We start from the raw sequence: 14,428 nt of genomic DNA on the forward strand, positions 1-14,428 counted from the left end.
CTCAATGAGCCAGGAACAGCCCCCCATCCGCAGCCGCCGGGAACTCCGGAGGGCGCGGGACGCCGCCCAAGAGTCGGCTGCCCCCACGGGTAAGGACCTGCTTTCGCCAACCGCGAATCCGGCAGCCGCCGCGCAGGCCGGGACAGCTGGGAAGCCCCAAAAGCCCGTGGCCGCCACGGGGCCTGCTCCCGTCAAGCCTGCAGCGGCGAAGCCCGCAGCTGCTCCCGACGAGGACCAGCGGCCCGAGGACCAGCCCGCCGCGGTGCCGGCCCACACGCAGCGGTCTTCGCAAATCCGCGCCCGGGACAGGGCCGCCCTGCGCACTATTAAGGACCTGGAGGAAAAGGAAGGCCAGCTTGCCGCGGGCGGTCCTCCCACCCGCCGCCAGCTCCGCCTGCAGCAGCTCAAGGAGCAGGCCCTCACGGCGGCCAACCCGGTGGTGCCTCCGGCCTCCACTCCGCCTGTTGTCCCGTCGAAGACGCCTTCACGGCCTGGACCCATCGGCGACAGTAAGGCTGCACAGTCCGCCGGGGGAGAGGGCAAGGCGCCGGCGGCATCGGGTGCGCCGTCCGGCACACCAGCACCGAAGGCTGCCGGCGTTCCTTCCGGTCCCGCAGGGATGACCGTTGAACAGGCCCTGGCCGCCCGTTCCCTGATCGCTGAGCAGGCCAAGAACCAGATCGCCAAGATGGAGCACATCGCCTCCATGGATCCGGAGGCGGTGGATCCGGAGATCCTCGCCGAGCAGATCGCCCTGGCGGAACGCGCAGCGGTGCTGAACCGGCGCGCTATGGCCCGGCAGAAACTCGCGGAGCAGACAAGCGGAACGTCAGCCCCCGGCGAGAACCAGGCCGCGGATGCGGCGTCGAAGCAGGCCCAGCCCAAGGCCGCGCACTTCGGGAACCCGCCACCCAAGGCAGCTGCGCCTGCGGCTTCCCAGCCGAAGGCAAACGAGCCAAAGGCAAATTCGCCCAAGGACCGGCCGGGCCCGTCCACCACAAGCAACCTGGCTATGGTCACGCCATTGGAATTCGTCCAGGTTCCCGGCGTAGACCGTCCCGTCATGAAGCCGCCGGCAACATCCCACGTTCCGGTCACCACCCGGCCGGGAACCAAGGTTCCTGCAGCCGGTGGGGGCAAGAAGAAGCCGGCTGCCAGGACTGGCCGTGCCGCCGATCCGGTGTCCGGCCGGTCGCAGGTCATTGCGCGGGCGGAAGCGGCGGCTAAGGCGGCCACCCGGCCCAAGCCAGTAGTCTTCCCGGACAGCCAGGCGACCTTCGAGGACGTTCCGCGGGTCCCGGCCAGCTCGGCCTACGGGTTGGAACCCCTGGATGCAGCCACCGCGGGCCTGGGCCGCGCGAGGCGCAACCGCATCCTCCAGTTCTGCATCCTGGCCTTCGGTGTCGTGGCCCTGGTGTCCGGCGTCGTCCTTATCATCAGCGGCATGAATCCCTGACCTGCCGCCCCCTGTTTTTCCATCAACGAGGAGTCCAGTGACTGCATCAGATACATCCATCACCATTGCCCGCGACGCCGCCAAGGCTGCCGCGGACAAACTTGCCCAAGACATTGTTGCCCTGGACGTTAGCGAACGCCTGGCACTGGCGGACGTTTTCCTCATCGCATCAGCTCCCAGCGAGCGTCAGGTGAACGCCATCGTGGACGGCGTCGAAGAAGAACTTGCCAAGCAGGACCTGCGGCCCGTCCGCCGCGAAGGCCGTTCCGGCGGCCGCTGGGTCCTCCTGGACTACTCCGACATCGTCATCCACGTCCAGCACGAAGAGGACCGTGTCTTCTACGCGCTCGAGCGGCTCTGGAAAGACTGCCCGGTGGTGGACCTGCAGCTGGAAGACGCTGCCGCGGCCACGTCGGAAGGCGAATAAACCCGCGCCGCTCCGCGGAGTATTCCCGATTTGGAATTCTCGGAACCGCTGATCTAAGATATTGGAGTTGCTTCGGGGAAACCCGAAAAACGCTCCAAGGAGCGGCAGCAGTTCGGGGCTGTGGCGCAGCTGGTAGCGCACCTGCATGGCATGCAGGGGGTCAGGGGTTCGAGTCCCCTCAGCTCCACCGGATAATCCGCCGGAATCATCATGATTCCGGCGGATTTTTTTGTGTCCCCGGAAGTGGTGCGGCGTCCGGAGGTCCACGCGGAGAGACGGAGCAGGCAGCCTCCGTACGCTGCGGCGGCCCGTTCGCAGGGGCGATTTGGTGGTACGCGGAAAGTGCATTAAGCTGGTCAGGTTGCTCCGGAGAAACCGACCGGAACAGCAGATTTCCGGGGCTGTGGCGCAGCTGGTAGCGCACCTGCATGGCATGCAGGGGGTCAGGGGTTCGAGTCCCCTCAGCTCCACGGAACAAAAGGGAACCATCACCTGTGATGGTTCCCTTTGTCGTATCCGGTGGTGGGACTATATCCACGCCGTGCGGCGAAGCGGGGGTTCGGTGCCGCCGGGACGTTGCACCAGGACCTGGTTTACCCCGGTCAGGCCGTTCTCAAAACCGATGGCACTCGAGGCCATGTACAGCCGCCAGACCCTGGCGCGGCCAAGGCTGCTCAGGGCCACAGCCCGGTCCCAGTTCTCTTCCAACCGCCGCACCCACGCACGCAGCGTCAAGGCGTAGTGCTGCCGCAACGTTTCAACATCAAGGACCTCAAACCCCGATCCCTCGAGCGCCACCACCATTTCGCCCAGGCTGATCATCTCCCCGTCAGGAAACACGTACCGGGGAATGAATGAGTCGGGATCCGGGTCGGTGGGTCCGGCGTTCCAGGAAATCGCGTGGTTCAGGAGCCTGCCGCCGGGCCGGAGCAGGGAATACAGGGCGGAGGCGTAGCCGGGCGTCTGCTCACGCCCCACATGCTCGGACATTCCGATGGAGCTGATTGCGTCGAACGGCCCGTCCGCCACGTCCCGGTAATCCTGGACCCGGATCTCCACTTTCTCGGTCAGGCCAGCCTCAGCTGCCCGTTTCCGTGCCAGGTTGGCCTGTTCCGAAGACAACGTCACGCCCAGTACGGTGACACCGTATTTTCCCGCCGCATGCAGGGCAAAACTGCCCCAGCCGCAGCCCACATCAAGCACGCGCATCCCGGGCTGCAGACCCAGCTTCCGGCACACGAGATCCAGCTTGGCCTCCTGCGCAGCATCCAGGCCGTCGGCGCCGGCCCGGCTGCCGCCGGTGCCGGTCTCTCCGGTTGCACCAGGTGCGTACGGCCAGACGGCGCAGGAGTAGACCATTGAATTGCCCAGGACCAGGGCGTAAAAGTCGTTGCCGACGTCGTAGTGGTGGGAAATTGCCGCGGCGTCGCGGCGGCGGGTGTGCACCCGGCCTTTACGGGCGACGCGGGCCTCTTCAGGTGGAGGCGACGGGTTGGGTCCCACCGCGCCAAGCCGCACGGCCGTCGCCGCCAGCGTCAGCAGCTCGGAAGCGGTCGGCCGGCGGAACGGCCCGGGCTCTGCAAAGTTGCCCGCCGAACTCAGGGCCGTGAAGGCGGCGAAAATGTCGCCCGGTGCGTCGAGTTCCCCGGCCACGTAGGCACGGCTGAGTCCCAGCTGGCCCGGCGACCACAGGATCCGCCGCAGCGCCCGACGCGACCGGAATTCCAGGACGGGAGCATCCTGGGGTCCTGCTTCGGACCCATCCCAGGCTTTCAGCCGCAAGGGCACGTCAGGCGTGCCAAGGACAATAGCCAAAGCCTTGGCCAGCCTGGCCGCACTGCCCCCGCTGTTGTCCGCCGTGCTGCGTGTTGTTGGTGCCATTTTCGTCCTCCGGAATCGCTGGCCGGGCCTCTATGGGCCCACCCTAAGGCCCGGACGTCCCGCCCGGCTATCATGGGGGAGTGATTGCTGCCCGAACCGATGTTGTGGTGATCGGCGCGGGGCAGGCCGGACTATCCGCCGCCTTCCACCTGCAGCGCCGAGGGCTTGCATATGAGATGTTCGACGCCGAGGCCGGGCCAGGCGGCGCATGGCGCCACCGCTGGAAGAGCCTCCGCATGGGCACTGTCAACGGAATCAGCGACCTGCCGGGCATCGCCAAGCCCGCAGTGGACCCCCGCGAACCCAGTTCGGAATTCCTCACCCGCTACTTCGGAGACTACGAACAGGAACTTGGGCTGACAGTCCGTAGGCCCGTCAAGGTCTCGTCGGTCAGCCGCGAAGACGACGACCCCGCAGGCAGGCTCCGCGTGGACACGTCCATCGGGGACTGGAGCGCCCTGGCCCTCATCAACGCCACCGGCACCTGGACCAGGCCGTTCTGGCCCATCTACCCGGGCCGGAACACCTTCCGTGGCAGGCAGTTGCACGTCGCGGACTACGTCTCCGCCACCGAATTCGCCGGCAAGCATGTCATTGTGGTGGGCGGGGGCATCTCGGCTGTCGGCCTCCTCGACGAAATCTCCCAGGTCACCTCCACCAGCTGGTTTACCCGCCGCGAGCCTGTCTGGCGCGACGACGAATTCGACGCCCGTGCCGGGCACGACGCCGTGGCACTCGTCGAGGAGCGGGTCCGGAAAGGCCTGCCGCCGCAAAGCGTGGTGTCGGTGACCGGACTGATCCGGACCCCGGCGCTCCGGGCCGCGGCGGCCCGCGGCGCCCTCGACAGGCAGCCCATGTTCACCGCCATCGAGCCCGGCGGCGTCCGGCTGGCGGACGGCGGATTCCTCGCGGCGGATGTCATCCTTTGGGCCACCGGGTTCCGGGCAGAGTTGGAACACCTGGCTCCGCTGCACCTTCGCGGGCCGGGCGGTGGAATCGCCATGGACGGGACACAGGTGGCAGCCGAGCCGCGCGTCCACCTAGTGGGCTACGGCCCGTCGTCGTCCACCATCGGCGCCAACCGGGCCGGCCGGGCGGCAGTTGCGGCGATTCTTAAGCTGCCCGGATTGGCGCCGGCAGCGGAGCCGGTACCTTGGGGCTGACCCCGGGGGAGCGGACAACGAACAATGCGCGGGTGGAGGACACCCCGCAGCTAGCGAACAACGGCAGGGAACACGTGGCAACAGACAGTCTTGACCGGATCCTCGGGGTCCTTCGGCGGCACCCTGACGTGGAGGCCCCCAACCTGCAGGCGTGGGATGCCACGGACAGGCTCCTGCTGGAAACCGCCGCAGCTACGGTCCGCCCCGGCAGTGCGGTCACCGTCATCGGCGACCGCTACGGCGCCCTCACACTGGGCGCCCTTGAGATGCTGGAACCGGCCGCGCTGCGCGTGCACCAGGACCTGGTCACCGGCGAACGAGCCCTGCGGCAGAACACCCTCGCCTGGCGGGCAACACAGGAGACGGACGACGCCGGCAGCGGCCGGGTGCCGGAGTTCCGCCAGTTGCCGCTCGGCGCCGAACTCCTCGCCGGGGCGGACACCGTACTGCTGCAGTTGCCGAAGACCCTGGCCGAGTTGGATGAAGTGGCCGCCGCAGTTGCCCGCCATGCGGCCCCCGGGGCCGTGCTGCTCGCCGGCGGGCGGGTGAAACACATGTCGCTCGGCATGAACGGCGTCCTCGAACGGTATTTCGACTCGGTCCAGCCCCAGCTGGCCAAGCAAAAGTCCCGCGTCATAGTGGCTTCCCACGCGAAGGCGTCCCAGCCGCCCACGTCCTTTCCCGTCGTCGTGCACCTCGACGAACTCGGCCTGGACGTGGCAGCCCACGGAGCCGTGTTCGCTGGCCCCAAACTGGACATCGGCACCCGGTTCCTGCTGACCTTCCTTCCGGCCATGAAAGCGGCCCGGCACGCGGTGGACCTCGGCTGCGGGACAGGAATCCTCGCCGCCATGTACGCCAGGGAATACCCGGAGGCGGAGGTGACCGCCACGGACCAGTCGGCCGCGGCCGTAGCCTCCGCACTCGCCACGGCCCGGGCAAACGGGCTCGACGGGCGGATCAGCACGCTGCAGGATGATGCCCTGGGCACCATGGCCGGCGCCAGCGCCGACCTGGTCCTGCTGAATCCGCCGTTCCACGTAGGCGCAGGGGTCCACGCGGGGGCCGGCCTGAAGCTGATTGAGGCGGCCGGGCGGGTCCTCGCTCCCGGCGGTGAACTCTGGACCGTCTACAACAGGCACCTGGCCTATCTGCCCACCCTGGAACGGGCGGTCGGGCCCACCACCGTGGAGGGGAGCAACCCCAAATTCACCGTCACGCGCAGTGTCCGGCGGTCCCCCGAATAGCCATGGGCCGCCGCCACGCCGGGCAGCCAACCCGGCTATGGGTCTGTGCCCACGCGTAACGTACGATTCAAGCAGCACCACAACTACGTGGCCCAAGACGTTTAGGGGTAACCGTGTCTGAAATCCGCCAGTCCTCACCGAGGCGCGGAACCAACCTGCCACGGATGGGGGATTTCAACCTCACAGTCATCCTTGACGCCATCCGCCGGACCTCGGGCGGACTCAGCCGGGTTGAGCTGGCCCAGATCGTGGGATTGTCGCCGCAGACCATCTCCAACATCTCCCGCCGCCTGCTGGACCAGAACCTGATTGTCGAAGCCGGCAAGGAAGGCAGCGGTCCCGGCAAGCCCCGGACCATCCTCCGCCTCAACCCCAAGGGCATGTATGCCGTCGGCGTCCACCTCGACCCCGCCGTGACCACCTTCGTGGTCATGGACCTGGTGGGATCAGTCGTCCAGCACGCGCGGATCGACACTCCCGGCGGCAACGATCCGTCAGCTGTCATCGCCACCATCGCCGCCCAGGTTGCCCGGGTGGTGGAGGAATCCGGCGTGGACCAGGACCGGATTGCCGGACTCGGCGTGGCTGCGCCCGGTCCCATCGACCTGGACAACGGAACCGTGGTGGACCCGCCGCTGCTTCCGGGGTGGGACCGGGTGGAGCTGCGCAATGCCCTGTCCGAGGCCACCGGTTACTCCGTGCTGGTGGACAAGGACGTCACCAGCGCCGCTGTGGCCGAAACCTGGGCCGGCGGCCCGAGCGGCGCCGGCAGCTTCGTGTTCATGTATATGGGTACCGGCATCGGCTGCGGCATCGTCCTGAACGACGAAGTCATCCGCGGCACGTCAGGCAACGCCGGGGAGATTGGCCACATCATGGTGGACCCGGACGGCCCCCCGTGCGACTGCGGGCTGCGAGGCTGTGTTAAATCGTCCTGCATCCCGCAGGTCCTGGTGGCTGAAGCGGAGGCCGCAGGCATCCTGAACGGCACCAGGCCCGGCAACAGCGGCGCGGAGGTCCAGCAGAGCTTCGCGAGGCTGTGCGAACTGGCCGACTCCGGCGACGAACGCGCCATGGCCATCATCGACAAATCCGCAACACTGGTAGCCCGCGCCATTTCCGTGGTGACCAACACCCTGGACGTGGAGCGGGTAGTGTTCGGCGGCCCCTTCTGGAGCGGTATGGCGGACCGGTTCCTGGCCAAGGTGCCTCCGCTGCTCGAGGCGAACAGCGCCGCCCGGCTTATCCACCCCATCGAAGTGGTGGGCACAGGAGTGGGTGAGGATGTGGGTGCGATCGGGGCAGCGTCACTGGTCCTGGAACACACCCTGGCGCCACGGGCGCAGCGGCTCCTGCTGGAAAATTAGGGGCGCCGCGCCCCGCAGGATCCGCCGTTTCAGTCGATGTCTTCGAAGACCACACCGAACGGCAGGGTGTCATCCACATGCGCCTGGTGGCCGGTGGATCCGGGGTTGTAGGTGACCCGGACACCGTGGAGCTTGTCCGCTGCCGACTGCTGCAGGACAGGCTTTACTGTGCTGATGAACAGCTCGCTTTTGTCGGAAAGAAATTCCTTGTAACTGGCTGGAAGCTCGCTCATGGCAAAAGGATAGACCTGCGTGCCTTGGATGGGGAGGGGTCCCCATCAGGCCGCGCTGCCGGGACGTGGCGCACCGGATGTGGATAGGATTGCTGGCGGAGCGTGACGGGCAGGCCCACCGCGCCACGATCAGCCACCAGGGGGAATCCAGTGCTTCAAACCAGCGCGTCCGCAGGAATCGAACCGGCCGAACTGGCCCGGGCGCAGCAGGTGGTGGCCGGCATTTCCCGCAGCTTTGAGGCCAAGGTTGTGGGCCAGGCCAGGCTCCGCGAATCCCTGCTGGTGGGCCTGCTGACCGGCGGCCACGTCCTGCTCGAAAGCGTTCCAGGGCTGGCCAAAACCACCGCGGCACAAACTGTGGCAGAGGCGGTCAGCGCCGGATTCAGCCGCATCCAGTGCACCCCGGACCTCCTGCCCAGCGACATCGTGGGAACGCAGATTTACGACGCCGCCAAGGGCACCTTCGTGACACAGCTTGGCCCGGTGCACGCCAATATCGTGCTGCTGGACGAGATCAACCGCTCCAGCGCCAAAACCCAGAGTGCCATGCTCGAAGCCATGCAGGAGCGGCAGACGTCCATCGGCGGCCAGGACTACAAACTTCCGTCCCCGTTCCTGGTGCTCGCCACGCAAAACCCGATCGAGCAGGAGGGCACCTACCAGCTGCCCGAAGCCCAGATGGACCGCTTCATGCTCAAGGACGTGCTGGACTATCCGTCGCCGGCGGAAGAGGCGGAAATCATCAGGCGCATCGACGCCGACGTTTTCAACCCGGAGCAGGTGCCGGCTGCCGCCGTATCGCTGGACGCGGTCAGGGCAGCGCAGGACCTGGTCCGGCGCATCTACCTCGACCCCGCGATTGTCAACTACATCGTGGGCCTGGTGTTCGTCACCCGTCATGCGGGCCAGTACATTGACCGGCGGCTGGCGGACTTCATCGAGTTCGGCGCCAGCCCCCGTGCCAGCATCGCCTTCAGCCAGGCCGCCCGGGCCGTGGCCCTTTTGCACGGCCGCGACCACGTTATTCCGGAGGACGTCAAGGCCCTGGCGCACCGGGTGCTGCGCCACCGGATCATCCTCAACTTTGACGCCGTCGCGGAGCAGGTGCCGGTTGAAACGGTGATCGACGCCGTCGTCGCCGCCGTCCAGACCCCCTGAGGCCGCCGGGATGACCAGCCTCCTGCCCAGGGTGAAATCGAAGATGGCCATCTTCGCCCACCGCAAAGCCCGGGGAATGCTCGACGGCGAGTACGGTTCAGTCTTCCGCGGACGCAGCCTCGACTTTGATGACCTGCGCGCCTACGTTCCGGGTGACGAGGTCCGCGATATCGACTGGAAAGCCTCGGCCCGGCACGGATCGCCCTTAATCCGCCGCTATGTCGCAGTCCGGCGGCAAACACTCATCCTGGTCGCTGACACAGGGCGGAACATGGCAGCTGTCTCGCGGTCAGGCGAGGTTAAGAAGGACATCGCCGTCATGGCCCTGGGCGTGGCCGGCTACCTGGCGTACCGGCACGGCGACGTGGTGGGGCTGGTCAGCGGTGACTCTGCCGCCACCGGCACCATTCCCGCGAAGGCCGGCGAAGCCCACCTCGAGCGGCTCCTCCGGCACGTCGACTCCCATGCCGGGCTGGACGCCGCCCCCAGCAGGATCGAGGACCAGCTGGACCACGTGGCTCGCACCGTCAAAGGACGCAACCTCCTCTTCGTCGTCGCGGACGAAATCCCGGCGTCCCCCGCCCTGGAGCAGCTCCTCCGCAGGCTCCGGGCGCAGCACGAAATCCTCTGGCTTACCATCAGGGACGCGGATCTGGTGCCCTCCGGAGCCACCCCCAGTAGCGGCGCCGGGTTCTTCAGCGTCAGCGACTCAGTTGTCCTCCCAATGCACATTGCCGCCACGGAGGCCATTGCCGCCGCCTACGCCAACGCCGCCGCCGAACGGGATGCCGCCCGGAACACCATGCTGCGGCGGACCGGCATCACCGAGGGGACAGTGGACGGCAGCCGTGATGTGGTCAGCGCGCTCTTCGCGCTCCTGGAAAGGCACCGCCGTGCAGGATGAGCCCGCCTTCTTCGGCCCCCTCCAGTACAGCCCGGCATGGATGTGGGCCGGGTTCGCCCTGATAGTGCTCGTGGCCGCCTGGTACGTCTTCGTTTTCGCCTCCACCCGCCGGCAAAGGCCCGCCGCCGACAACCAGCGGCCTGCCCAGCTGACGGACCTCGCTGCGCTTAAAGCCGCCTACATCCAGCGCATCAACGACGCCGAACAGGACGCCGCCGCCGGAACCACGGAGGCCCGTGCCGCCCATCAGGACATCAGCCACCTGCTGCGCCGTTTCGTCCGCGACGCCTCGGGCGTGGATGCCCCGCGGATGACGCGAGCCGACCTGGAACGGCACCCCCTGCCCGCGGCCGCCGCCGCGGTCGGCGCCATCTACCCGGGGGAATTCGGTCCGGAACCGCTGCCACCCGTCTCGGCCGCCGCGGCCGTGGCCCGGGAGACGGTGCGGACATGGAGCTGATGTTCTGGTGGGTCCTCCCCGCAGCGGCAGTGGCGGCCGCCGCAGCAGCCTGGACCGCCATCCGGAGACGAAAGCCAGACGTCCGACGCCGGCCTGCCGCCCACAGCGACCGCCTCACCATGCTGCCCGAGTACCAGGACGCCCTACGGCGCCACCGACGGTGGCTCGCCGTGGCCGGGCTCGCCTGCGCTGCGCTGCTGGCGTCAGCCGCTGTTGCAGCGGCGCGACCCGTCCAGCTCACCACCACGGTGCCGGAGCAGCGCAACCGTGACATCATGCTGTGCCTGGATGTCTCAGGCTCCATGAGCAGTGCCGACGCTGCCGTGGTGGAAGTCTTCGCCGAATTGGCCCGCGAATTCGATGGTGAACGGATTGGCCTGACCATCTTCGACAGCACCGGCAGCCAGGTCTTCCCGCTGACGGACGACTACGGCTATGCCCGCGAACAGCTGCTGCTCGCACGCGACGCCTTCGACGGCAAACCCGGAGGTTCCGGTTTCCTGGACGGCACCTGGGGCGGTCGCGGCTCCTCGCTCATTGGCGACGGGCTGGCCTCCTGCCTCAGCGGGTTCCCCCGCACCCAGGACAGCGACACAAGGGCGGACAGCCCCGAAGCGAAGCGCTCCCGGTCGGTGGTCCTGGCCACTGACAACTATGTATCCGGCAACCCGATCCTGACGCTTCCGCAGGCTGCGGCACTGGCCCAGGACAGAACGGTGCGCGTGTACGCACTGAACCCGGGGGACCTGGACTACGGTTCTGATCCCGGACAGCCGGGGGCGCAGCTGCGGACGGCAGCGGAATCCACGGGCGGTTCGTACTATGCACTGGACAATCCGGGAGCGGTGCCGGGAATCGTCACCGCTGTGCAGGAAACAGAAGCCACCGCACTGAAAGGCGCCCCCAGGGCGGTGGTCTCGGACCAGCCGGTCCTGCCGTTGGGGGTGGCCGTCCTTTCCGGAATAACGCTCGGCGCGGCCCTGTGGAGGATGCGGCTATGACCCGGATCCGGCTCACGGGTAGCCGCCACTGGCTGCGCCGCGGCCTGCTGGCGGTGTTCCTGGCCGCGGCGTTGTGCCGCCCCGCCCTGCCCGGCGGTACCTCGCAGGCCGCCACCGCGGACCTGAATGTCTTTTTCGTGGTGGACACCACCACCAGCATGGTGGCCGAAGATTACGGGACCTCAGCCCCGCGGATGGATGGTGTCCGGCAGGACATCATGGCCATTGCCAAGGAACTGCCCGGGGCACGGTTTTCGCTGATCACCTTCGACACGAAAGCCTTCGTCCGCATGCCCCTGACCACCGACACCCTGGCACTGCAGACAATGGTCACCGTCCTTGAGCCGCAGGTAACCTCCTTCGCCAAGGGCAGCAGCATCACGGCCGCCCGCCAGGTCCTTTCCGAGCGCCTCGACGCTGCGCGTGAGAGCCACCCGGAACGCCCGCGGCTGGTGTTCTACCTGGGTGACGGCGAGCAGACCAGCGGCAAGGAGCCGGAACGCTTCAACCTGGACGGCAGCCTGGTGGCCGGGGGAGCGGTTTTGGGGTACGGCACCGCCGCCGGTGCCCGCATGAAGGAAAACTCCGGTGATCCGGGTGAAACCACGGACGCGCCCTACGTTCGTGACGGTGGCGGGGCGGACGCACTGTCCCGCATCGATGAGCCGCGGCTGCAGGACGTTGCCGGGCAACTGGGCGTACCGTACGTCCACCGGCAAGCCGGAGACCCCGCTGGCCCCATGATGCAGGAGGCCCGAACAGGAAGCCTCGAGCGAAGCGGCGATTCCCTGGAAGGCCGGACGGAGCTGTACTGGCTGTTTGCGGCAGGAGCCTTCGCCCTCGCCCTTCCGGATGCGGTAATGATCATCCGCCGGTACCGGGAACTGCCCCGTGCAGCGCCTCCCGCCCCGGCCAAGGCAGCGGAACGCGGGGAACGCGTCCCATGACCGCCACCAAAACCTTGCCGCCCAACGGGCCCCAGCACCACACCACGGGAGTGGCCGGCGTGGACCGGGGCAACGGAAAGGAGCAGCGCCAGGGCACTGGGCGGCTGCGCAGGCGGCGCCTGCTGCTGGTGGGCTCGGCCGTTCCGGTCATCCTGGTACTAAGCATCGCCGCCAAGCTCCTGAGCCTGGGCGTCCTCGGCGGACAGGCAGCCGCGGCGTTTGACGCCAGGGATGCCGCTGCTGCCGGGTCCGCTGCCAGCTGGCTGCAGCCCCTCAATATTCCTGAGCCACATAAGGCCCCGTTCGCCGCCGGGGACGCCGAAGTCCTCGGCGGGAACTTCGACGCTGCCCGGCAGCGTTTCGCGGAAGCCCTGGAGCTGGTTCCCGGAGCCGCAGCCGGGGACTCCGATTCCTGCATCATCAGGGTGAACCTTGTGTTGGCGACCGAACGCCTGGGCGACGACAAGCTGCGCGCGGATGATCCGGCGTCGGCCGCGGCGCTTTTTTCCGACGCGCTGGGCGTCGTCAAAGCGGCACCCGACGGCTGCTTTACCGGTGCCTCGGGGACAGGTGATGGTTCCGCAGGGGAGCGGCTGGACGAAGCCGGCGGCCGCCTGGCCGGGAAACTGGAAGCCGCCGGCAATGATGGCAGCGCTGCACAACAGCCCACAGAGGATCCTGGCCCCGCTGAAAAAGAGGCGGACCCGCCGCAGCAAAGCCAGCTGGAACAACTCGAGGAAAGCGCCAGGCAGTCCCAGCGCGAACGCAACAGCGGACGGGAACGGGAGGACTACCTCAACGACACCGGGTACAACCAGGGTCCGGACCGGCCCTGGTAGACCAGCGGCGGCGTGGGTCAGCCGGAGCGAACAATCTTCAGCGGGGCACCGGAACAGGGCGTAAAAGTGAGTCTTAATTCGGAGCCTGCTTGATCGGGCCGCCGGCCCGCTCATAGAGTCGTAGGCAAGTTACCTTGGTAATGTGTCAGCGATCCTCCGTTCGGAGGGTGTGGGTGCCCCCATGTGGGCCTGACATTTGCTCACGGACAACTTCAGCACAGGCGTGGCCTTCGCGGCTGCGTCCCTGTGGAGTTCTTCCGTGTTTCCCAAACTCAAATCCATTGCCGTTTCACTGCAGCTTCATCCGCAGGGAGCTCCAATGGCCCAAAGCTGAGGACGCAAATGTCACCGCCAAGCCTTACTGACGCACAGCCAAACCTTCCAGACGCAGCCCCGGTGGCGCTCTCCTACGAACTGTTTCCACCCCGTTCGCCGGCCGCTGCCGAGACGCTGTGGACCACCATCCGGGAACTGGAAACCACGGAACCGGACTACGTCTCCGTCACGTACGGTGCCAGCGGGTCGAACCGGAACACGGCCATCGAGCTGATAGACCGGCTCCTCCAGGAAACCACCCTCCGGCCGCTGGCGCACCTCACCTGCGTGGGCAACACCCCCGAGCAGCTCGCCGGCGTCATCGGCCAGCTGCTGGACACCGGCGTGCGCGGGATCCTCGCCCTCCGCGGCGACCTTCCCAACGATGCAAGCCAGCCCGTCAACGGCTCCCTGCGCTACGCCCAGGACCTGATCGAACTGATCCGCCGAGTGGAGCAGCGCCGGTCGGCCCTGCTGTGTGCGGGCAAGGTTGCAGTGGGAGTCGCGGCGTACCCCGCCCGGCATCCTGAATCACCCAGCGAGGAACACGATGTCGAGGTCCTGCTGGCGAAGCAGCGCTCTGGTGCGGATTTCGCCATCAGCCAGGTGTTCTTCCACTCTTCGCAGTATTCGGACCTCCTTACCCGGGCACGCCGCGCCGGAGTGACCATCCCGATCATCCCGGGTGTCATGCCGTTCACCAGCCTTCGCCGGGTAGAGCGGCTGGGTGAACTTGCCGGCGTGGAACCGTCGGCGGAACTCATTGAGCGTCTGGCCGCGGCCGATACGGACATTGAGCGCGTCCGCGTCGGCGTCGATGCCACCGTGGACCTGGCCAACGCCGCACTGGATGCCGGTGCTCCCGGAATCCACCTCTACACCTTCAATGAGCACCAGAGCGCGCTGGAGGTGCTGGACAAGCTGTCCCTTCCCCGGCACAGCCGTGCGGGCAGCCGCAACGCCGCCGTCCGGACGGAGCTCGCCAGCTGAGCCCCGGGCCTGACGGGCTCAACCACCGGTGGTTGAGCCC

General features: G+C 67.6%; 14 protein-coding genes and 2 tRNA genes. 14 read left to right on the forward strand and 2 right to left on the reverse strand.

The annotated features are described in order from the left end of the window. Nucleotides 1–4: 4 nt before the first annotated feature. The 4 genes from UC32_RS13125 to UC32_RS13140 all read left to right on the forward strand — a co-directional run bounded on the left by UC32_RS13125 (nt 5) and on the right by UC32_RS13140 (nt 2,353). Complete coding sequence (locus UC32_RS13125) at nt 5–1,456, forward strand: hypothetical protein (protein ID WP_045731650.1); 1,452 nt, start codon at nt 5–7, stop codon at nt 1,454–1,456. A 37-nt stretch (nt 1,457–1,493) separates the two neighbouring features. Next, on the forward strand, nt 1,494–1,883 hold the full coding sequence (gene rsfS / locus UC32_RS13130) for a ribosome silencing factor (protein ID WP_045731651.1): 390 nt from the start codon (nt 1,494–1,496) through the stop codon (nt 1,881–1,883). A 114-nt stretch (nt 1,884–1,997) separates the two neighbouring features. Continuing rightward, a tRNA-Ala gene (locus tag UC32_RS13135) sits at nt 1,998–2,070 on the forward strand. A 210-nt stretch (nt 2,071–2,280) separates the two neighbouring features. Continuing rightward, nucleotides 2,281–2,353: transfer RNA gene (locus UC32_RS13140), tRNA-Ala, on the forward strand. A 58-nt stretch (nt 2,354–2,411) separates the two neighbouring features. Here the strand turns inward: UC32_RS13140 and UC32_RS13145 are convergent. Next, entirely contained in the window at nt 2,412–3,764 is a 1,353-nt protein-coding gene (locus tag UC32_RS13145; protein ID WP_045731652.1) for an SAM-dependent methyltransferase, read from the reverse strand. 80 nt (nt 3,765–3,844) lie between these two features. On the opposite strand from UC32_RS13145, the gene UC32_RS13150 reads away from it, so the two are divergent. From UC32_RS13150 to UC32_RS13160, 3 genes are all read left to right on the forward strand, one after another. Beyond that, complete coding sequence (locus tag UC32_RS13150; RefSeq protein ID WP_045731653.1) at nt 3,845–4,927, forward strand: FAD-dependent oxidoreductase; 1,083 nt, start codon at nt 3,845–3,847, stop codon at nt 4,925–4,927. Nucleotides 4,928–5,001: 74 nt separating this feature from the next. Further along, nucleotides 5,002–6,174, forward strand: coding sequence for a class I SAM-dependent methyltransferase (locus UC32_RS13155; RefSeq protein WP_045731703.1), 1,173 nt, complete (start codon nt 5,002–5,004; stop codon nt 6,172–6,174). A 164-nt stretch (nt 6,175–6,338) separates the two neighbouring features. Further along, nucleotides 6,339–7,541 (forward strand): ROK family transcriptional regulator, encoded by a 1,203-nt coding sequence (locus UC32_RS13160; RefSeq protein ID WP_045731654.1) that lies wholly within the window; start codon nt 6,339–6,341, stop codon nt 7,539–7,541. Nucleotides 7,542–7,570: 29 nt separating this feature from the next. On the opposite strand, the gene UC32_RS13165 is transcribed toward UC32_RS13160, so the two are convergent. Beyond that, nucleotides 7,571–7,774, reverse strand: a complete 204-nt coding sequence (locus UC32_RS13165; RefSeq protein WP_015937318.1) for a hypothetical protein — start codon at nt 7,772–7,774, stop codon at nt 7,571–7,573. Nucleotides 7,775–7,924: 150 nt separating this feature from the next. On the opposite strand from UC32_RS13165, the gene UC32_RS13170 reads away from it, so the two are divergent. The 7 genes from UC32_RS13170 (at nt 7,925) to UC32_RS13200 (ending at nt 14,388) form a co-directional block, all read left to right on the forward strand. Next, a complete protein-coding gene (locus UC32_RS13170) occupies nt 7,925–8,932 on the forward strand; it encodes an AAA family ATPase (protein ID WP_045731655.1) in 1,008 nt (335 codons plus the stop codon). A gap of 10 nt (nt 8,933–8,942) precedes the next feature. Next, a complete protein-coding gene (locus UC32_RS13175) occupies nt 8,943–9,836 on the forward strand; it encodes a DUF58 domain-containing protein (RefSeq protein WP_045731656.1) in 894 nt (297 codons plus the stop codon). Then, complete coding sequence (locus UC32_RS13180) at nt 9,826–10,296, forward strand: hypothetical protein (protein WP_045731657.1); 471 nt, start codon at nt 9,826–9,828, stop codon at nt 10,294–10,296. The genes UC32_RS13175 and UC32_RS13180 overlap by 11 nt, the downstream gene beginning before the upstream one ends. Continuing rightward, entirely contained in the window at nt 10,287–11,297 is a 1,011-nt protein-coding gene (locus UC32_RS13185; protein ID WP_045731658.1) for a vWA domain-containing protein, read from the forward strand. Before UC32_RS13180 ends, UC32_RS13185 begins: the two co-directional genes overlap by 10 nt. Continuing rightward, nucleotides 11,294–12,244, forward strand: coding sequence for a vWA domain-containing protein (locus tag UC32_RS13190; protein ID WP_045731659.1), 951 nt, complete (start codon nt 11,294–11,296; stop codon nt 12,242–12,244). Before UC32_RS13185 ends, UC32_RS13190 begins: the two co-directional genes overlap by 4 nt. After that, on the forward strand, nt 12,241–13,083 hold the full coding sequence (locus tag UC32_RS13195; protein ID WP_052690586.1) for a hypothetical protein: 843 nt from the start codon (nt 12,241–12,243) through the stop codon (nt 13,081–13,083). The genes UC32_RS13190 and UC32_RS13195 overlap by 4 nt, the downstream gene beginning before the upstream one ends. A 342-nt stretch (nt 13,084–13,425) precedes the next feature. Beyond that, nucleotides 13,426–14,388: a methylenetetrahydrofolate reductase gene (locus tag UC32_RS13200; RefSeq protein WP_045731660.1), complete on the forward strand. Its 963-nt coding sequence runs from the start codon at nt 13,426–13,428 to the stop codon at nt 14,386–14,388. Nucleotides 14,389–14,428: the final 40 nt, after the last annotated feature.

The organism is Pseudarthrobacter chlorophenolicus, from assembly GCF_000962805.1.
Taxonomy (GTDB): Bacteria; Actinomycetota; Actinomycetes; order Actinomycetales; family Micrococcaceae; genus Arthrobacter; species Arthrobacter chlorophenolicus_A.